Annotated in this window: 16 protein-coding genes; 9 read left to right on the top strand and 7 right to left on the bottom strand. The window is 73.4% G+C overall.

What is annotated here, in order from left to right; all coding sequences use genetic code 11:
- The first annotated feature begins 208 nt into the window (after window positions 1-208).
- Complete coding sequence (locus ACH4E8_RS29810; protein WP_398454032.1) at window positions 209-1,174, top strand: fibronectin type III domain-containing protein; 966 nt, start codon at window positions 209-211, stop codon at window positions 1,172-1,174.
- A 30-nt stretch (window positions 1,175-1,204) separates the two neighbouring features.
- Here the strand turns inward: ACH4E8_RS29810 and ACH4E8_RS29805 are convergent, their stop codons facing one another.
- From ACH4E8_RS29805 to ACH4E8_RS29790, 4 genes are all read right to left on the bottom strand, one after another.
- Window positions 1,205-2,257 (bottom strand): alpha/beta fold hydrolase, encoded by a 1,053-nt coding sequence (locus ACH4E8_RS29805; protein ID WP_398454029.1) that lies wholly within the window; start codon window positions 2,255-2,257, stop codon window positions 1,205-1,207.
- Window positions 2,258-2,722: 465 nt separating this feature from the next.
- Complete coding sequence (locus ACH4E8_RS29800) at window positions 2,723-3,946, bottom strand: FAD-dependent monooxygenase (RefSeq protein WP_398454026.1); 1,224 nt, start codon at window positions 3,944-3,946, stop codon at window positions 2,723-2,725.
- Window positions 3,947-4,010: 64 nt separating this feature from the next.
- Window positions 4,011-5,636 (bottom strand): malate synthase A, encoded by a 1,626-nt coding sequence (aceB, locus tag ACH4E8_RS29795; RefSeq protein ID WP_398454023.1) that lies wholly within the window; start codon window positions 5,634-5,636, stop codon window positions 4,011-4,013.
- 188 nt (window positions 5,637-5,824) lie between these two features.
- Entirely contained in the window at window positions 5,825-6,790 is a 966-nt protein-coding gene (locus tag ACH4E8_RS29790) for a hypothetical protein (protein ID WP_398454020.1), read from the bottom strand.
- 214 nt (window positions 6,791-7,004) lie between these two features.
- On the opposite strand from ACH4E8_RS29790, the gene ACH4E8_RS29785 reads away from it, so the two are divergent.
- Complete coding sequence (locus tag ACH4E8_RS29785) at window positions 7,005-7,973, top strand: zinc-binding dehydrogenase (protein ID WP_398454017.1); 969 nt, start codon at window positions 7,005-7,007, stop codon at window positions 7,971-7,973.
- A 57-nt stretch (window positions 7,974-8,030) separates the two neighbouring features.
- On the opposite strand, the gene ACH4E8_RS29780 is transcribed toward ACH4E8_RS29785, so the two are convergent.
- A complete protein-coding gene (locus ACH4E8_RS29780; protein ID WP_398454015.1) occupies window positions 8,031-8,663 on the bottom strand; it encodes an NTP transferase domain-containing protein in 633 nt (210 codons plus the stop codon).
- A 155-nt stretch (window positions 8,664-8,818) separates the two neighbouring features.
- Between ACH4E8_RS29780 and ACH4E8_RS29775 the strand changes: the two genes are divergently transcribed.
- The 3 genes from ACH4E8_RS29775 (at window position 8,819) to ACH4E8_RS29765 (ending at window position 12,153) form a co-directional block, all read left to right on the top strand.
- Complete coding sequence (locus ACH4E8_RS29775) at window positions 8,819-10,822, top strand: protein kinase (protein WP_398454012.1); 2,004 nt, start codon at window positions 8,819-8,821, stop codon at window positions 10,820-10,822.
- Between the two features lie 131 nt (window positions 10,823-10,953).
- Window positions 10,954-11,271: a DUF5955 family protein gene (locus ACH4E8_RS29770; RefSeq protein ID WP_361965124.1), complete on the top strand. Its 318-nt coding sequence runs from the start codon at window positions 10,954-10,956 to the stop codon at window positions 11,269-11,271.
- A gap of 192 nt (window positions 11,272-11,463) precedes the next feature.
- Complete coding sequence (locus tag ACH4E8_RS29765; protein ID WP_398454009.1) at window positions 11,464-12,153, top strand: alpha/beta hydrolase; 690 nt, start codon at window positions 11,464-11,466, stop codon at window positions 12,151-12,153.
- Window positions 12,154-12,256: 103 nt separating this feature from the next.
- Here ACH4E8_RS29765 and ACH4E8_RS29760 read toward each other — a convergent pair whose 3' ends face one another.
- Window positions 12,257-13,060, bottom strand: coding sequence for an IclR family transcriptional regulator (locus ACH4E8_RS29760; RefSeq protein WP_398454006.1), 804 nt, complete (start codon window positions 13,058-13,060; stop codon window positions 12,257-12,259).
- A 290-nt stretch (window positions 13,061-13,350) separates the two neighbouring features.
- On the opposite strand from ACH4E8_RS29760, the gene allB reads away from it, so the two are divergent.
- Together allB and alc are read left to right on the top strand one after the other, a co-directional pair.
- Window positions 13,351-14,709 (top strand): allantoinase AllB, encoded by a 1,359-nt coding sequence (allB, locus tag ACH4E8_RS29755; RefSeq protein WP_398454003.1) that lies wholly within the window; start codon window positions 13,351-13,353, stop codon window positions 14,707-14,709.
- Window positions 14,710-14,713: 4 nt separating this feature from the next.
- Window positions 14,714-15,874 carry an allantoicase gene (alc, locus tag ACH4E8_RS29750; RefSeq protein WP_398454000.1) on the top strand — a complete coding sequence of 387 codons (1,161 nt, stop codon included), beginning with the start codon at window positions 14,714-14,716 and terminating at the stop codon, window positions 15,872-15,874.
- A gap of 212 nt (window positions 15,875-16,086) precedes the next feature.
- On the opposite strand, the gene ACH4E8_RS29745 is transcribed toward alc, so the two are convergent.
- Complete coding sequence (locus tag ACH4E8_RS29745) at window positions 16,087-16,305, bottom strand: hypothetical protein (RefSeq protein ID WP_398453998.1); 219 nt, start codon at window positions 16,303-16,305, stop codon at window positions 16,087-16,089.
- 145 nt (window positions 16,306-16,450) lie between these two features.
- On the opposite strand from ACH4E8_RS29745, the gene ACH4E8_RS29740 reads away from it, so the two are divergent.
- Together ACH4E8_RS29740 and ACH4E8_RS29735 are read left to right on the top strand one after the other, a co-directional pair.
- Complete coding sequence (locus ACH4E8_RS29740) at window positions 16,451-17,707, top strand: sensor histidine kinase (protein ID WP_398453996.1); 1,257 nt, start codon at window positions 16,451-16,453, stop codon at window positions 17,705-17,707.
- Entirely contained in the window at window positions 17,704-18,393 is a 690-nt protein-coding gene (locus ACH4E8_RS29735) for a response regulator (protein ID WP_398453994.1), read from the top strand. The genes ACH4E8_RS29740 and ACH4E8_RS29735 overlap by 4 nt, the downstream gene beginning before the upstream one ends.
- Window positions 18,394-18,471: the final 78 nt, after the last annotated feature.

Raw genomic sequence — 18,471 nt, 5'->3', positions numbered from 1 at the left:
GGCGGGCGGCTGGACGGAGCCGCGGACGGGACACAGCCCGCCGGACGGCGAATCCGTGCCCGTCAACGGGTGTGAGGCTGACCGCGATTCGCGCCGAGGGCTTGTCGCGGAAGCCCTCCGGCGGCCATATTGGACGCGTATTGGTCTGGACCATTATTGGGCGAACTCCCCCCACCGTCGCCGTTTCCCCCTCAGCGGAGGCTCGATCGTGCACCGTCCCCCCACCCTCGTCGCGCTGGTCTGCGCGGCGGTCCTCCTCCCCGTGACCCTGACCGCCTGCGGCGACGACGGGAAGAAGAAGGACACCGAAGCCCCCACCACCCCCGCCGGCGTCACCGCGCAGGCGGGTAGCGCCACCTCCGTCCACGTCATGTGGAAACCGGCCACCGACGACGCGGCCGTCACCGGCTACGAGGTCCACCAGCAGGGCCGCAAGGTCAAGTCCCTGCCCGGCAGCACGACGATGGTCGACGTCGAGGGCCTCAAACCCGGCACCGCCTACGACTTCACCGTCCGCGCCCGCGACGCCGCCGGCAACTTCTCGCAGCCGAGCGGCGCAGTCTCCGCCACCACCCCCGCCGCCAAGCCCGAGGACAAGAAGCCCCCCACCACGCCGGCCGGGCTGCGCGGCACCGTCGACGGGGAGCGCGCGGTCACCCTCACCTGGCGGGCCGCCACCGACGACGCCCGGGTGACGTCGTACGACGTGTACCAGGAGGACACCCGGATCCACAGCGTCGCCGGCACCGAGACCACCACCCGCGTCCCCCACCTGCGGCCGGGCACGGTCTACACCTTCACCGTCCGCGCCCGCGACGCGGCGGAGAACTCCTCGCCCGACAGCAACGCCGTCGACCTGACGACCCCGGCCGCACCCGGCGCCGGACCGAACACCGCCCCCACCGACCTGGTGGCCACCGCCGCCGAGGGGAACATCGAGCTGACCTGGACCCCGCCGAAGACGGACGGGGCCGTCAAGTCCCACGAGCTCTACCTCAACGGCAAGATGGCCACCACGATCGTGTGGGGCGCCGAACCGCCCGCGGGGCGCGCCTCGTACACCATGACGATCAGCGACCCGCCGGGCACCCGCTACAGCGTCAAGCTGCGCGCGAAGCTCCCCGACGGCAAGTGGGGCGACTTCTCCGCCCAGCGCACGGTGGTGACCCGCTGAGGGGCCACCACCGCAGCGGACGGCCGCGGCCTACCGGCGCGAGGTGCGCTGCCGGCGGGTCGCCGCCAGCAGCACGCCGCCGGTGAGCACCACCGCGCCGGCCAGCCCGCCGACGCCGATGAGCGCCAGCGCGCCCGAGCCCGTGTCGGCCAGTGCGGCGCTCTTCGGCGAGCCGGTCGCGGTGGCCTTCGCCGCCGCGCGGATCTGATCGGCGACGACCTCCGGGTGCGACATCATCGACACGTGCGAGGAGTCGACCTCCACCGTCGTCGACTTCGCCCGCTCGGCCTGGAAGCGCTCCAGGTTCGGAGCGATCGCCTTGTCGTGCTGGGAGACCACGAACCACGACGGGACCGTCCGCCACGCCGCCCCGGGCGCGGCCTCCTCGAAGCAGGCCGCGGCGATGGGCCGTTGCTCGACCGCCATCAGCCGCGTCTGCGAGCGCGGCAGGTCCGCCGCGAAGACGTCGTGGAACTTGTCCGTCTTGATGTACAGGTCGGAGCCCTGCGCCCGGCCGTCCGAGTACGGGACCGGGTTCAGCGCCGGCTGCAACTCGCTGCCCTGGAACTTCGTCGAGAGCGCCCCCAGCGTCTCCCCCTTGTCCGGCATGAACGCCGAGACGTACACCAGAGCCCTGACGTTCGGGTTCCCCGCCGCTGCGCTGCCGATCACCGCTCCGCCGTAGGAGTGGCCGGCGAGGACGATCGGACCGTCCACGCTCTTGAGGACGCTGGCGACGTACGCGGCGTCCGAGGTCAGGCTGCGCAGCGGGTTCGCCGGGGCCAGCACCGGGTAGCCGTCGTTCAGCAGCCGCTCGGCGACCGCGTTCCAGCCGGAGGCGTCCGCGAACGCCCCGTGCACCAGGACGACCGTCGGCTTGCCGCCCTTACCGCCGCCTCCGCCCCCGTCACCGCCCTTGTCGGCGTCGGCGGCTGCCGTGCTCGCGAGCGCCGGTGCGGCGGTCAGCGCCGTGGTGCACAGCGCCAGCGCGACGGCGCCCGCCCGGGATATGCCGCGGCGGCGGGAGCGGCGCGGCGGCTGGGACTCGGATGAGGGGGGAGTGGGGGAGGGGGACGCAGCCATGGTCGGTGCTCGATTCTTGGGGAGGGGAAGGGCTGTCGCTCCCCAGCGTTTTCGCCCGGCCCCGTGCCCGCACTCCGCGCGTGGCGCGAGAGTGACGCCCCGGACCGTCCGGGTGACCGCGCGGCAAGCCGCGCCCGCCAGGCCCTGTGCGCTTCCCTGTGCGTGTGGACGTAGCCGCCGTTTCCCTGCGGGAGCGTTGGCCTCTGCGGCCCGGTGGTGGGTTGTTCGCGCAGTTCCGCCCCCTACGCCCGAAGGGCTTGGTGGTACCCCCAGCGCCCCTGTCTCGCTGCCCCCGCCTTTTGTCTGCGGGCTGGAGGCGAGGGTTTTAGGGGCGCGGGGAACTGCGCGAACAACCCGCCACCGGCCGGTGGAGACCCATGCTCCCGCAGGGAAACGGCGGCTACGTCCACACGCACAGGACCTTGCGGACGCGACCGGGGTCCTTGCCTGCGTTCGCGCCGCCTGTCAGTCGGGTAGTCGGCGCCCGCCGAACGCGCCCGTCGCGTCCGCCCGCTGCCACCACGCCGCCAGGGCGGGCCCGTCGAGGCTCGGCCAATCGGGGGTCGAGGTCACCAGGGCGGCGCCGAGTCGGCGCCCCAGGTCCACCATGGTGCGCCCCAGCGCGGCCCGGGCGGAGTCGTAGCGGGCGAGCGCCGCCGCGGGGTCGGGCGCACCGCTCAGCGCGGCCTCCAGCAGCGCCGCGTCCTGGAGCGCCTTCACGGCGCCGGCCCCGGTGTGCGGACGGGCGATCGTGGCGGCGTCGCCCAGCAGCGCCAGCCGGCCGGTGACGCCCGGCTCGGCCGTGACGTCGTACATCGGCTGGACGAAGAGCTCTTCCGGCTCGGTCACTTCGATCAACCGTCCCCAGAAGGACGGCAGGTGGTCGTGCGCCAGCCGGGCGATGTGGGTGCGAAGCGCGGTGCTGAGGGTGCCGGGCGGCAGGCTGGTGGGCGTGGTGAGCGGGAGGTCGAGACCGGGCGGCGGCGCGGCGTACAGCACCCAATTGACGCGGCGGCCGCCCGCGCCGTCGGGGATCCGGTAGATCACCGCGTGCCCGCCGGGGAACACCACGTACGCCGCCGCGTCCCGCGGCCAGCGCTCCCCGTCCGGCAGCCGCTCCTCGGGGTACGCGCCGCGCCACGCCAGATAGCCGGCGTAGCCGGGGCGTGCCCGCGGGCACACCGCGTCCCGCACCGTCGAGCGGTAGCCGTCGGCGCCGATCACCAGGTCGTGGCGGGCGGTGCGGCCGTCCGCGGTGCGGACCTCGGCGCCGACGGGGGTGTCCTCGACGGCCAGGACCGCGCTGCCCTGGTGGAAGGCGACGGGGCCGGGGACGCGGGCGCGCAACTCCCGCCACAGCGGCCCCCAGGCGTACGTCCGGAAGGGGAAGGAGTCCGTCCTGATCCGCCGCCCCAGGCCCGGGCCCGGGCCCGGGCCGTCGCGTACGTACCACCGGCGCTCGACGAGTGCGACGTGCGCCATCCCCGCGTCCAGGAAGCCCGCCGCCGCCAACTCCTCATACCGGGCGCCGTGGACGCCGATGCCGACGCCGCGGTCCGCGAGGTCGCCGTCGGTGCGCTCGTGGACGGTGACGGATCCGAAGCCCGCGCGGTGCAGCGCCAGCGCCGCGGCACAACCGCCGATGCTGCCGCCGACGACCGCAGCGGAGGCTTCCGCCCTCGACTTCATGGGCTCATGATGACAGCCCGCCGCCCTCGTCGGCGGCGCCGGGCCGTCGGCGTGCGCCGGTCCGTCAGCCGGTGAGCTGCTCGTACGCGGGCAGGGTCAGGAAGTCCGCGTAGCTCTCGTCCAGTGCCACCTGCAACAGCAGGTCGTGCGCCTGCTGCCAGTGGCCGGCGGTGAACGCTTCGTCGCCCAACTCGGCGCGAATCGATGCGAGTTCGTCGGCCGCCACCTTGCGGGCCAGTTCGCGGGTGGCGCGCTCGCCGTTCTCGAAGACCACGCCCGCGTTGATCCACTGCCAGATCTGCGAGCGGGAGATCTCGGCCGTGGCCGCGTCCTCCATCAGATTGAAGATCGCGACGGCGCCCAGGCCGCGCAGCCACGCCTCGATGTAGCGGATGCCGACCTGGACGGCGTTGCGCAGCCCCTCGTACGTCGGCCGGGCGGCCAGCGAGTCGACGGCGATGAGGTCGCCCGCCGCGACCGAGACGTCCTCGCGCAGCCGGTCCTTCTGGTGCGGCCGGGCGCCGAGCACGGCGTCGAAGGAGGCCGTGGCGATCGGCACCAGGTCGGGGTGGGCGACCCACGAGCCGTCGAAGCCGTCCGCCGCCTCGCGGTCCTTGTCCGCCTGCACCTTCTCGAAGGCGACCGCGTTGACCTCGGGGTCGCGTCGGGAGGGGATGAAGGCCGCCATGCCGCCGATGGCGTGGGCACCGCGGCGGTGGCAGGTGCGAACGAGGAGTTCGGTGTACGCGCGCATGAAGGGCGCCGTCATCGTCACCGCGTTGCGGTCGGGCAGTACGAACTTCGCGCCGCCGTCACGGAAGTTCTTCACGATGGAGAAGAGGTAGTCCCAGCGGCCGGCGTTCAGCCCGGACGCGTGGTCGCGCAGCTCGTAGAGGATCTCGTCCATCTCGTACGCGGCGGTGATCGTCTCGATGAGGACGGTGGCCCGGACGGTGCCCTGCGGGATGCCGACGTACTCCTGGGCGAAGACGAACACCTCGTTCCACAGCCGGGCCTCCAGGTGGGACTCCGTCTTCGGGAGGTAGAAGTACGGGCCCTTGCCGAGGGCGATCAGCCGCTCGGCGTTGTGGAAGAAGTAGAGGCCGAAGTCGACGAGGGCGCCGGGCACCGCGCTGCCGTCGGCGGCGCGCAGATGGCGTTCGTCCAGGTGCCAGCCGCGCGGTCGCATCACGACCGTCGCCAACTCCTCGTCCGGTTTCAGCGCGTACGACTTGCCGGAGCGGTCGTCCGTGAAGTCGATGCGGCGGGCGAACGCGTCCCTCATGTTGAGCTGCCCGACCACGACGTTCTCCCAGGTGGGGGAGGAGGCGTCCTCGAAGTCGGCGAGCCAGACGCGCGCGCCCGAATTCAGCGCGTTCACGGTCATCTTCCGGTCCGTGGGGCCGGTGATCTCGACGCGGCGGTCCTCCAGCGCCGCGGGCGCGGGGGCGACCCGCCAGGAGTCGTCCGCGCGGATCGAGGCCGTCTGCGGGAGGAAGTCGAGCGTGCCGGTCCTGGCGATCTCGGCCCGACGCTCGGCGCGCCGGGCCAGCAACTCGTCCCGGCGCGGCGTGAACCGCCGGTGGAGCGCCGCGACGAACGCGAGGGCGGCCTCGCTCAGCACCTCCTCCTGGCGGTCCAGCGGGGCGGCGTCGACGACGGCGAGCGGGGACGGCGCTGGTGCGGACACGGGCGGTCACTTCCTTCGGCGAAAGGCGCGTGTGAGATGCATCGAGCGATGAAAACGGATACTAGTTTTCTCATCGTGGAAGTACAAGGCTCGATGCTCCCGGTGCCTTCGGTGCCTTCGGTGCCTTCGGTGGCTCCGGCGCGGGCCGCGGCGCTGGTCCGCGCGGCCCGGCCCGTACCACCGCCGGCTCAGCCCAGTTGCCACAAGAGCTGCGGCAACTGGGCCGTCCTGTTCTGGTCGCCGGGCCGCAGGCCGGTCTCGGCGGAGTTCGGCCACTCCATCCGGACCACGGGCGCGGCGCCCTCGCCGACCTCGACGCGCGCTCCGTCGAACTTCTCCCCCGCCGCCGTCTTGGGGCGCAGGGCCTTCGCCACGGTGTCTGCCGCTGCGGCGGACTGCGTCACGGCGCACAGGCGCTCCTTGGACCCGCCGTCGTCCGTCGCGCTGGCGCCGATGGCGAAGAGCGTGAGCCCCGGCAGTTGGATCTTGCGGTTCTTGCCGTAGAACGTGGCGAGGAAGACGTCGTCGCCGAGGCAGTCGAGCACCGCCCGGTACGCCGGATCGGTCACCACCGACTTCTCGGGCGCGGACAGCGGCGGGAGCGGCACCGCTTCGTCGAGCGAGTTGGCGCGGACGGTGGCGGACACGGTGACCCGCGCTTCCTCGTCGGTGAACAGCGGCGCACCGTCCGCCTTCGACTCGGTCCAGCCGCCCTGCGTCATCGCCGCGGTGACGGCGTCGACGTCGAAACGCCCCGTGAGCCGGGTGCTGTCCGCTCCGACCTGCACGGACGTGTCCACCGTCGTCTCGTCGAAGCCGAACGTCTTGCGCACCGGTTCGCCCTGGTAACTCGCCTGTCCCGCCTCGGCTATGCCGTACGTGGACAGCGACGCGTACCGCTCGCGGTCCTCCGCAACGAGGCGGCGCGCCTCGGGGACGTTCCAGTAGGTGAGCACCTCACCGACCTGGTCCACGGGAATGCCGCCGAGCGCGGCCGACACCCCGATGTCGACCTTCTTCTCCTTGGAGCCGCTGGCGGAACTGCTGCCGGAGCCGCCGGATTCGTCTCCGCAGGCCGCCGTGCCCACGGCGAGGGCCGCCGCAAGCACCGTAGCCGTGACCGTCCGCTGCATCCTGCGGCCGTACGCGCTCATCCTGATCCCCATTTCGCACCCGTGCTGCTGCTGATGACCGGTGCAGTCTTCCAGCCCGCGGGCGGAACGGGTGCGTCGATCGCCCGACCGGACGAACCCGGCCGGCCAGCGACCACGACGGCGGCACCGGACCGAGCGGGCTTGTCCTCAACCCTTCTTGAGGTTCTACGTTGCGGAGGAGATGTCGACCGAGACGTGAGGAGCGGTGGTCCCGATGCGTGCGATCCGGGTGGGGGAGTTCGGTGGACCCGAGGTGCTGACGGTGGCGGAGGTCGCGGACCCGGTGGCGGGTCCGGGACAGGTCGTGGTGGGGATGGCCGCGGCCGACGTGATCTACCTGGACACCCTGCTGCGGGCCGGCTGGGGCGGTGACTACTTCCCGCTGGAGCCGCCGTACGTGCCGGGGGGCGGCGGCGCCGGACGGGTGCTCTCGGTCGGGGACGGCGTGGACCCCGGCTGGGTCGGACGGCACGTCCTGGCCCGGGGCGCCGGCGGCTACGCCGAGCAGATGGTGGCCGAGGCGGCGGAGTCGGTGGAGGTCCCCGAAGGCGTCGCGTCCGCGGATGCGGCCGCCCTGCTCCACGACGGCGTGACCGCGCAGATGCTGCTGGCGACGGGGGAGGTCCAGCGGGGCGAGTGGATCCTGGTCGCGGCGGCGGCCGGCGGCGCCGGCTCGCTGGTGGTGCAGTTGGCCAAGGAAGCCGGTGCCCGGGTCGTCGCGGCGGCACGCGGCGAGCGCAAGCTCGCGCTGGCAAAGGAGTTGGGCGCGGACGTCACGGTCGACTACTCCAAGCCCGGCTGGCAGCAGCGGGTCATCGAGGCGACCGGCGGCACGGGGGTCGACCTGGCCTACGACGGAGCCGGCGGCCAACTCGGCCGGGACGCCTTCGACGCGGTGCGCAAGGGCGGCCGTTTCATCACCTACGGCACCGCCAGCGGCGGCCTCGCCGACATCGACCCCGACCGGGCCGGACAGCGGAACGTCACCGTCACCAACGCCCTGGAAGCGGGCTCCCCGGGCGCGGAACAGGTGCGGGCACTGTTGGGGGAGGCCCTGCGCCGAGTGGCCGACGGCACCCTCACCCCGACCATCGGCGCGACGTACCCCCTCGCGGAGGCGTCCCGCGCCCACGAGGCCCTGGCCGAACGCACCACGGTGGGCAAGTCCCTGCTGCTGATCTGAGGTGCGGCACGGAGGCGAGGGGTGCGGGAGCGCCCTCGTGCGGCCTGCGCGCACCCCTCACCCCTCCAAGCGCCACAGGTCCCCCGCGGTGTCGACGTCGTACGCATCGGCCACGTCCCCGCACTCCACCAGCACCAACTCCGCCCGATGCGCATGCAGATAGCCCCTCGCCCCCTGGTCCCCCCGCGCCCCACGCACCACGTCCGGCCAGCGGGCGGCGCCCAGGAGCACCGGGTGGCCGCGCTCGCCCCCGTACGCCGCCGCGGCCAGCGCGTGCCGCGGGGCGCCCGCTGCCGTGCGCACCCGGGCCACCGCCTGCGCGTCGACGCCCGGTTGGTCCACCAGTACGATCAGCGCCGCGCTGGCCGGAGTGCCGGACAGGGACGCGAGCCCCGCGCGGAGGGACGAGCCCATGCCGTCCGTCCAGTCCGGGTTGTCGACGACCGTGCACCCCGTCAGATCCGCCTCAGCGCGCACCCGGTCGGCCGCCGCGCCCAGCACCACGTGCACGGGGTCGCAGCCGCCCGCCCGAAGGGCGCGTACCGCGTGTTCCACCAGCGGTCGGCCCCGGTGGCGCAGCAGCGCCTTGGGGCGCCCGCCCAACCGGCTTCCGCCACCGGCCGCGAGCAGCAGCCCCGCGACGGCGCCGGCGTGCTCGGGGCGGGTCGGTTCGTCAGCTCCGTACGTCATGGAGCACTGCCTACCCCACTCGCGCCGCCCGCGCTCCGTTCGCCCCCGCCATCTGCATGGAGCCGTCCGGGGGACCTCGGATAAGGTGCACCCTCCGGTGCGCGGGCCCGAGTCGCGGGCCGCCGTGTGGAGTTGGCCATGGGGGACCCAGGAACATGAGTGGACGAGCATCACAAGGGCAGCACGGGTCACAGGGGTCCCCGGGGCGCCAGGGGCAGCCGAAGGCGGTCTTCCAGCCGCTCGGCGACGGGGACCCGCAGCACGTCGCCGGATACCGCATCGCCGCCCGCCTCGGCGCCGGCGGCATGGGCAAGGTCTATCTCTCCTACACGCCCGGCGGGCGGCCCGTCGCCATCAAGGTGATCCGGCCCGACTTCGCCCAGGACGCGGAGTTCCGCCGCCGCTTCGCCCAGGAGGTGCACGCGGCGCAGCGCGTCCAGGGGCTGTTCACCGCACCCGTCATCGATGCCGACCCGGACGCCGAACAGCCCTGGCTGGCCACGGCGTACGTCCCCGGGCCGTCCCTCGCCGACGCCGTCGTCCAGCACGGCAAGCTCCCCGTGGAGACGGTGCTGCTGCTGGTCGCCGGCGTCGCGGAGGCGCTCCAGGTCATCCACGGCGCGGGCATCGTGCACCGCGACCTCAAGCCGGCGAACGTGCTGCTCGCCGCCGACGGGCCGCGCGTCATCGACTTCGGCATCGCCCGGGCCGCCGACGCGACCTCGCTCACCAGCAGCGGCGTCACCATCGGGACGCCGTCCTTCATGGCCCCGGAGCAGGCCGCGGGCAGCACCGTCACCCCGGCCACCGACATCTTCGCGCTCGGCCAGGTCGCGGCGTACGCGTCGACCGGCCGCGCCGCCTTCGGCGAGGGCACCTCGCACGGGGTGCTGTACCGGATCGTGCACGAACGGCCCGACCTCACCGGCGTGCCGGAGCAACTGCTCGACCTGGTGACCCGCTGCCTGGCGAAGGAGCCGGAGGCGCGGCCCTCGGTCGCCGAACTGCTCACGCTCTGTCAGAGCGCCAGTGGGGAAACGGTCCTGCGCAGGCCGGAGGAGTGGCTGCCGAGCGTGGTCGCCGCCGAGATCGGCACCCGAAAGGCCGCCCCCGCACCCCCGGTGAGCCCGCCGCAGGCCGCGGCCGCGAGCCCTGCGCCGGCCCAGGTGCCCGCACCGCCCGCCACGCCGCCCGTCACCCCGCCCACACCACCGGCGCAGGCGCCGACGGCCCCTCCGCCGCAGCCGGCCGCGCCCCCGCCGCCCGCCGACGTACCGCAGCCGGCGGCGCACGAGCCCACCGCCGCTTCGACGTCGACCGCACCGCCGCCCGGCTTCGGGCCTGCGCCGGCGTCCGCTTACGGCTATCCGCAGCCCCAGACGGCCGGCCACCCGCAGACGGACGCCCCCACGGTCTCCGGCACCCCCTACGCCGGGGCACCCGGCCAGCCGTACAACACGGGCACGGGTACGGGGGCCAACGCCCCCGTACCGCCGAAGAAGAAGCGCGGCAAGACCGTCGCCCTCGCCGTCGCGGCGACGCTCGTCGTGGGCGCGCTCGCCGGCGGCGGCGCGTACCTCGCGCTCGCCGACCGCGACGACAAGGGCGGCGACAAGGCCAACGCGCAGGACGCCGACCCGGCCGACGCCGTCGACTCCTCGGACTCCACGCCCGCTGCCGAACCCCCGTCCGCCTCCGGCGGCCCCGGCGAGGCGATCGACGACCAGTCCCCGCCGGCGACCTCCGAAGAGCCGGTCGCCGACCCCGAACCCACGGACCACAACGCCATCAACCTCGTCACCGAGTACCACCTCACCTTCGGCGACGAACCGCTCAGGCCCGTCAACGACGACTCCACCTCCGACCTCTCCTACGACTGGGACCTGGGCGATCTGAAGGTCAACAACGGGAAGCTGGTCCTGCTGCGCCCCGGGCAGAAGGCCGAACTGGCCACCTGTCGGAGTGAAACCCGCTATGCCCAGGACCTTGACCTGGAAGTGCTTCCCAAGGGCTCCAAGTTCTGCGTCCTGACGGACACCGGACACGTCGGCATAGTCACCTACCAGGGGAAATCCCCCGAGTCGGACCCGAGCAAGTACGTCACGGTCGACGTCCGGGTGTGGCTCAACGCCGTGGAAGTCGCCCAGCCGACGTCCTGAATTCGGTCCGATTTCGGTCCGCGGAGTGGCGCGCCCGCCCCTGGATGGCGTTAACTTGCCCGCAACTCTGGGTGGTTGAGTATCGACTGAGAGTCGTCGAGACACCCGGAGGGCGGGTGAGGGGGATGAGTCTGTTGCGAAGCGTGGGGCAGACGCAGGTGACGGACAGCGGCGAGGACCCGAGGGTGTTGGGTCTCCAGGCGGCCGTGTCACGACTGCGCCGGGAGTTGGCGGCGCACCCCAAGCAGTTCTCCGACCGGGAGGTGGCCGAGGACGAACTGGCAGTGCTGGCTGCGATGGCGGAGTGCGGTGATCCGGAGATTCCCCGGATGCGGCGCGCCCTGCTGTTGATCGCCGGCGCGATCGGCTCGCTGAGCGCCCTCGCGCCCGCGCTCCTCCAGGTGCGCAACGCGGTCGACATGTTCGGCGAGCTACCGCGCCAGCGGTAGCGCGCGTGCCGTGACGTCCGCGCGGTGACCTGCGCGGACGTCACGGCGTACGACGCGGTGCGACGCCGTGCCCCGAGCCGGGCGGGGTGGGCTGCGCCGGGGTGCGCCTGCGGTGGCGGTTCGGTGTGCCCGGTTCTAGCGTGCAGTGGCAGGGGGTGCCACTGACACGCAGGCGAACCGAAGGTGTGGGACATGACCGACAAGCCGACAATCGTGCTCGTACACGGCTTCTGGGGCGGCGCCGCGCACTGGGGCAAGGCGATCCTCGAACTGAAGGGGCGCGGTTACGACCGGCTGCACGCCGTGGAGAACCCGCTGACCTCGCTCGCCGAGGACGCCGAGCGCACCCGGAAGATGGTCAAGCAGGTCGACGGCCCGGTGGTGCTGGTGGGCCACTCGTACGGCGGTGCGGTCATCACCGAGGCGGGCGACCTGCCGAACGTCACCGGGCTGGTCTACATCGCCGCGTTCGCGCCGGACGCCGGTGAGAGCCCGGGGCAGATCAGCCAGGAGCACCCGCCCGCCGCGTTCGAGAACATCGCCCCCGACTCCGACGGCTACCTGTGGATCAAACAGGACAAGTTCCACTGGAGCTTCGGGCAGGACCTGTCGGAGGACGACGCGCTCGTCATGGCGGTCACCCAGAAGGCCCCGCTCGCCTCGACCTTCGGCGACAACGTCACCGCGCCCGCATGGCGCAACAAGCCGGTCTGGTACCAGGTGTCCACCGCTGACCGCATGATCGACCCGGACAACGAACGCCGGATGGCCGCGCGGATGAACCCCCGCAAGACCATCGAACTCGACGCCAGCCACGCGTCCCTGGCGTCCCAGCCGAAGGCGGTCGTGGACCTCATCGAGGAAGCGGCCAACAGCGCCTGACCCCCGGCCCCGGACTACCCAGGCCCAGGATTGCCCAGGCCCCGGATTGTCCGGACCCGGAACTGCCGCGCCGCCGACTCCCCGGGGCGCGGCAGCCGGCCGGTCACGCCCCGCCCGAACCGGTGTCCGCCAGCGCCGCCGACAGGTCCCGCGCCACCTCCTGGAGGATCGGCACGATCCGCTCGGTCGCCTCCTCCGTCACCCGCCCGGCCGGCCCGGAGATCGAGATCGCCGCCGCCGTGGGGGATTTCGGCACGGACACCGCGAGGCAGCGGACCCCGATCTCCTGTTCGTTGTCGTCGACGGCGTAGCCCGCGCTCCGCACGACCTCCAGGGCGCTCAGGAACCCCTCGGGCGTGGTGATCGTCTTCTCGGTGGCGGCCGGCATCCCCGTCCGTGCCAGCAGCGCCCGGACCTCCTCCGGCGGGAAGCCCGCGAGGAGCGCCTTGCCCACGCCCGTGGAGTGGGGCAGCACCCGCCGCCCCACCTCGGTGAACATCCGCATCGAGTGCTTGGACGGCACCTGCGCCACGTACACGATCTCGTCGCCGTCCAACAGCGCCATGTTCGCCGTCTCGCCGGTCTCTTCGACCAGTCGCGCCAGGTGCGGGCGGGCCCAGGTGCCCAGCAGCCGGGCGGACGACTCGCCGAGGCGGATCAGCCGGGGGCCCAGTGCATAGCGGCGGTTGGGCTGCTGGCGCACGTAGCCGCAGGCCACCAGGGTGCGCATCAGCCGATGGATGGTGGGCAGGGGGAGCCCGCTGCTGCCGGACAGCTCGCTCAGTCCGACCTCGCCCCCGGCGTCGGCCATTCTTTCGAGCAGGTCGAAGGCGCGCTCCAGGGACTGCACGCCACCGCTGTGCGCTGGCTTGGCGGCGTCGGTGGAACTGGCGCTGGGCGTCGGCACGGGCGGCGGTCCTTTCGGGCGGACGGGCGAGTGTGCAGCCTACCGGGCTGCCGCTGTCCGCACATCGCCGCTGGCCTTGGATCCTCGCCGGTCAGGGGGTGGTCCAGGGGGCGGTCAACGGGCCCTTGGAGGTGCGCCGGGCGCCCCCGTCGTCCCCGGCCGCCTTCTGTTGGTCGGAAGTGGAATTCCAGCGAGCGGAAGTGCTGACCTCTTGACGCGTCTCGGTCGAGGTGGCGAAGATTCGTTCGACGGTTCTTCAACAGTTCGTTGAATCCTCGGACGGGGTGGCGATGGGCGACGTGGACCCGAACGGCCCGCACCGAGCGCGGCGCCTGGCGCTCCGCTCCACGCGGGTGGCCCTCCCGGGCGGCAGCCGGCCCGCGCTCGTCACCGTCACGGACGGCCGGATCGACGCGGTGCTTCCCCACGGTGCACCCGTACCGGAAGGCGCCCTCCTGACGGACTTCGGTGACGACGCGCTGCTGCCCGGCCTCGTCGACACCCACGTCCACGTCAATGACCCGGGGCGCAGCCATTGGGAGGGCTTTCGCACCGCCACCCGCGCCGCCGCGGCCGGCGGCGTCACCACCCTGCTCGACATGCCGCTGAACTCGCTGCCGCCCACCACGACCGTGCCGCACCTGCGCACCAAGCAGGACGTCGCACGGGCCGCGGTCCACGTCGACACCGGCTTCTGGGGCGGTGCCGTCCCCGACAACACCGCCCAACTGCGACCGCTGCACGACGCCGGCGTCTTCGGCTTCAAATGCTTCCTCTCGCCCTCGGGCGTCGAAGAGTTCCCCGCACTCGACGACGCCGCGCTCGCCCGTGCGATGGCCCGCACGGCCGCCTTCGACGGACTGCTGATCGTGCACGCCGAGGACCCGGACGAGCTGACGGAGCAGCAGCCCGGACCCCGCTACGCCGACTTCCTCGCCTCCCGGCCGCGGGCAGCCGAGTACACCGCCGTCGCCCGGCTGATCGCCCACGCCCGCCGACTGGACGCGCGAGTCCACGTACTGCACCTGTCGTCCGCCGACGCCCTGCCGCTGATCGCCCGGGCCAAGGCCGACGGCGTACGGATCACCGCGGAGACCTGCCCGCACTTCCTCACCCTCACCGCCGAGGAGGTCCCCGACGGCGCGACCGAGTTCAAGTGCTGCCCGCCGATCCGCGAGGCCGAGAACCAGGACGCCCTGTGGGCCGGGCTCGCGGACGGCACCGTCGACTGCATCGTCTCCGACCACTCGCCCTGCACGGGCGAGTTGAAGACCGCCGACTTCGCCTCCGCCTGGGGCGGCATCTCCTCGCTCCAACTCGGCCTGCCCGCCGTGTGGACCGAGGCACGCAAGCGCGGACACGCCCTGGACGACGTCGTGCGGTGGATGTCCACGGGCCCCGCCCGCCTCGCCGGGCTGACCCGCAAGGGCGCCGTCGAGCCGGGCCGGGACGCGGACTTCGCCGTGCTCGCGCCCGAGGAGACCTTCACCGTCGACCCGGCCCGACTGCACCACCGCAACCCCGTCACGGCGTACGCGGGCCGCACCCTGCACGGCGTCGTCCGCTCCAGTTGGCTGCGGGGTGAACGCATCGCGGCCGACGGGACGGTGGCCGGGCCGACCGGCCGACTACTCGAAAGGACCGACTGACCACATGACCGAATCGCGCGCCGCGTCCTCGCACCCCGCCTTCGCCGGCGCCGCCCGTCCCTACCGGGGCGGCGACCCCTACGCCGACTACCGCACCGCCGACTTCCCCTTCGCCCACCTCGCCGACCTCGCCGACCGGCGCCTGGGCGCCGGGGTCGTCGCGGCCAACGACGAGTTCTTCGCCCACCGCGAGAACCTGCTCAAGCCGGGCCCCGCGGAGTTCGACCCCGCGCACTTCGGGCACAAGGGCAAGGTCATGGACGGTTGGGAGACCCGGCGTCGGCGCGGCACCGGCGACGGGCAGCCCCACCCCGCGGACTCCGACCACGACTGGGCCCTGGTGCGCCTCGGCGCGCCCGGAGTGATCCGCGGCGTCGTCGTCGACACCGCCCACTTCCGCGGCAACCACCCCCAGTCGGTGTCGATCGAGGCGGCCTCCGTCGCGGGCTCGCCCTCGCCCGCACAGTTGCTCGCCGACGACGTCCAGTGGACCGTGCTCGTCCCCCGCACCCCCGTCGGCGGCCACGCGGCCAACGGCTTCGCCGTCACGGCCGAGCAGCGCTTCACCCACCTACGGGTCAACCAGCACCCCGACGGCGGCATCGCCCGGCTGCGGGTGTACGGAGAGGTCGCACCCGACCCCGCCTGGCTCGCCGCCCTCAACACCTTCGACCTCGCCGCGCTGGAGAACGGCGGCCGGGTCGAGGACGCGTCCGACCGCTTCTACTCGCCGGCCACCAACACCATCCGGCCCGGGCGCTCGCAGAAGATGGACGACGGCTGGGAGACCCGCCGCCGGCGCGACCGGGGCAACGACTGGATCAGGTACCGACTCGTCGAACAGGCCGAGATACGCGCCGTCGAGATCGACACCGCGTACCTGCTGGGCAACAGCGCCGGCTGGGCGTCGCTCTCCATGCGCGACGGCGACGCCGACGGCGACGGGCTCGGCGGGGACCGGCCGGGGTGGACCGAAGTGTTGCCGCGCACCCGTCTCCAGCCCGACACCAACCACCGCTTCGTCCTCGCCGCCCCCGTCGTCGCCAGCGACGTGCGCATCGACATCTACCCCGACGGCGGCATCTCCCGGCTCCGGCTCTTCGGCGGCCTCACCGCCCACGGCGCGGCCCGACTCGTCGCCCGGCACCGGGAGTTGGGCAGCTAGTGCTGTGACCGGAAGGGTTCACCGGCTCGTGGCGCCCGGCACGGCACTCCCCCTGTGCCCTGCGGGCACGGTGGTGCCCCCACGCTGCGTTGTCGCATCACCCGTGTACGTCCAGTACGCGGGAGATCCTCCCCCTTGCGATGCACCGCACCGGACACCGCGAGCCACCCGGCAAACCCTTCCGGTCACAGCACTAGCCCGTACCTCCCGGCCTACCGGCTTCGACTCTCCGCGATCATCACCGTCACGAAGCCGACGACCGCGATCGCGGCATTCGTCAGGGCCGCGTGGTCGTGGAGGAAGGCGACGTTCTCCGTGAGCAGCCGGGTGGCACCGAGGAAGGAGATCGACCACCCCGTCAGCTCCCGCAGGACGCCGACGGCGCCGAAGAGCAGCAACAGGCCGCCGACGGTTTCGAGGAGTTTCTTCATGGCACCGATGGTGATCCCGGCCGCCGCCGGCCCGCGTCGGTCCTCCGGTTGCGGCGGAGCGTCGAAAGTCTTCGCTTGCGCGACTTTGGTAGCCGTCCCGGGCCGACAGCGGGTGGACCGGCTCTGACCTGCGTAACTTTGTGCCATGACGCGTACGGAATACCCCTGGCTGCTCCCTTCGGCCATCGCTGCGGACCGGGAGTTCCACGATCCGCAGCTCGCGGGGGAGCGGCGCGTGCGCACGACCGCCAAGGGCCGGCCGCGGCGCACCGTGCGCGACTGGGTCGTGGACCTGGTCGCGTTCCTGTTCGCGGCGCTGATCGCGATGGTCGTCATCGACGCCAGCGAGCGCATCAACGGCAGCGGCGCCGGCGCCGTCCGCTTCGACGAGGTCGTCGGCTTCCTGAGCTGCTTCGCGATCTGGGCGCGGCGGCGCTGGCCCGTGCAGCTCGCGACCGCGCTGTGCGTCGTCTCGGTGGCCTCGCCGGCCGTCGCGGGCGCCCTGCTGGTCTCCCTGTTCAGCCTCGCCGTGCACCGCCCCTTCAAGCCCGTCGCGCTCGTCGGAGCGCTGGGGATCGCGCTCGGCGCCGTCCAGCCGTTCGTCCGCCCCGACCCGGAGACCCCGACCGCCACCTCGATCGTCGCCGGCACCCTCGTCGTCCTGCTGGCGCTCGGCTGGGGCCTGCTCGTACGCTCCCAACGGCAGTTGTACGTCGCCCTGCGCGAGCGCGCCCGGCGGGCCGAGACCGAGGCCGAGTTGCGCGCCGAGCAGGCGCAGCGGCTGGCCCGGGAGGCCATCGCCCGCGAAATGCACGACGTGCTCGCCCATCGGTTGACCCTGCTGAGCGTGCACGCGGGCGCCCTGGAATTCCGCCCCGACGCACCGCCCGCGGAGGTCGCCCGGGCGGCCGGTGTGATCCGGGACAGCGCGCACGAGGCGCTCCAGGACCTGCGGGAGATCATCGGCGTGCTGCGCGCCCCGGGCGAGGGGGAGTACGGCGACCGCCCGCAGCCGACGCTCGCCACGCTGGACGCGCTGGTGGACGAGTCCCGCGAGGCCGGCATGGACGTCGTCCTCGACAACCGCGTCCAGGAGCCGGCCCGGATGCCCGCCGCGATCGGGCGCACCGTGTACCGGATCGCCCAGGAGGGCCTGACCAACGCCCGCAAGCACGCCCCCGGCGCCGAGGTCACCGTCGCCGTCCGGGGCGGACCGGGGGACGGCGTGGTCGTCAGCGTCGACAATCCGGCGCCCGCGGGCGACGTCGACGCGGTGCCCGGTTCCGGACAGGGTCTGATCGGGCTGCGGGAGCGGGCCACGCTCGCCGGCGGCAGCCTGGAGCACGGGGCGACGGGGGACGGCGGATTCCACGTGCGCGCCTGGCTACCGTGGGCGGCATGACTATCCGGCTGCTCGTCGTCGACGACGACCCCCTCGTCCGTGCTGGGCTCTCCTTCATGCTCGGCGGCGCCGAAGACTTGGAGATCGTGGGGGAGGGGTCCGACGGTTCCGACGTGCCCGCCCTGGTGGCGCGGCTCGCACCCGACGTGGTGCTGATGGACATCCGGATGCCGAAGGTCGACGGGCTCACCGCCACGGAGGAGCTGCGGCGCCGCCCGGACGCCCCCGAGGTCGTCGTCCTCACCACCTTCCACGCCGACGAGCAGGTGCTGCGCGCGCTGCGGGCGGGTGCGGCCGGCTTCGTGCTGAAGGACACCCCGCCCGCGGAGATCGTGACCGCGGTGCGCCGAGTGGCCGCCGGCGACCCGGTGCTGTCGCCCGCGGTGACCCGGCAGTTGATGAGCCACGTCGCCGACGGGGCGGGCGCCGCGACCGGGTCGCGCTTCCCGCGCCGCGCGGCGGCGGCCGGCAAGGTCGCTGGCCTCGCGGAGCGGGAGCGGGAGGTCGCGGTGGCGGTCGGCCGCGGCCACTCGAACGCGGAGATCGCCGCCGCCCTCTACATGAGCGTCCCCACCGTGAAGACCCACGTCTCCCGCATCCTGGCCAAGCTCGGCTTCAACAACCGCGTCCAGATCGCCCTCCTCGTCCACGACGCCGGCCTCCTGGACGAGGACCCGCCGAGCTGACGGCCCACGGGGCGTAACTGACGAGGAGTCATATGCGACTGACGGAGGCTCATAAACCCGGCCACCAGGGGTCGGGCA

The organism is Streptomyces sp. NPDC017979, assembly GCF_044328175.1.
Taxonomy (GTDB): Bacteria; Actinomycetota; Actinomycetes; order Streptomycetales; family Streptomycetaceae; genus Streptomyces.
This window is presented reverse-complemented; position numbering and strand designations above follow the sequence as displayed.

What these genes read in the sequence shown, in the direction of transcription:
- ACH4E8_RS29765 (WP_398454009.1), top strand. Translation starts at nt 11,464, where the DNA reads ATGACCGACAAGCCGACAATCGTGCTCGTACACGGCTTCTGGGGCGGC.
- ACH4E8_RS29735 (WP_398453994.1), top strand. Translation starts at nt 17,704, where the DNA reads ATGACTATCCGGCTGCTCGTCGTCGACGACGACCCCCTCGTCCGTGCT.
- ACH4E8_RS29780 (WP_398454015.1), bottom strand. Translation starts at nt 8,663, where the DNA reads ATGACGTACGGAGCTGACGAACCGACCCGCCCCGAGCACGCCGGCGCC.
- ACH4E8_RS29805 (WP_398454029.1), bottom strand. Translation starts at nt 2,257, where the DNA reads ATGGCTGCGTCCCCCTCCCCCACTCCCCCCTCATCCGAGTCCCAGCCG.
- ACH4E8_RS29740 (WP_398453996.1), top strand. Translation starts at nt 16,451, where the DNA reads ATGACGCGTACGGAATACCCCTGGCTGCTCCCTTCGGCCATCGCTGCG.
- ACH4E8_RS29785 (WP_398454017.1), top strand. Translation starts at nt 7,005, where the DNA reads ATGCGTGCGATCCGGGTGGGGGAGTTCGGTGGACCCGAGGTGCTGACG.
- allB (WP_398454003.1), top strand. Translation starts at nt 13,351, where the DNA reads ATGGGCGACGTGGACCCGAACGGCCCGCACCGAGCGCGGCGCCTGGCG.
- alc (WP_398454000.1), top strand. Translation starts at nt 14,714, where the DNA reads ATGACCGAATCGCGCGCCGCGTCCTCGCACCCCGCCTTCGCCGGCGCC.
- ACH4E8_RS29745 (WP_398453998.1), bottom strand. Translation starts at nt 16,305, where the DNA reads ATGAAGAAACTCCTCGAAACCGTCGGCGGCCTGTTGCTGCTCTTCGGC.
- ACH4E8_RS29775 (WP_398454012.1), top strand. Translation starts at nt 8,819, where the DNA reads ATGAGTGGACGAGCATCACAAGGGCAGCACGGGTCACAGGGGTCCCCG.
- ACH4E8_RS29790 (WP_398454020.1), bottom strand. Translation starts at nt 6,790, where the DNA reads ATGAGCGCGTACGGCCGCAGGATGCAGCGGACGGTCACGGCTACGGTG.
- ACH4E8_RS29800 (WP_398454026.1), bottom strand. Translation starts at nt 3,946, where the DNA reads ATGAAGTCGAGGGCGGAAGCCTCCGCTGCGGTCGTCGGCGGCAGCATC.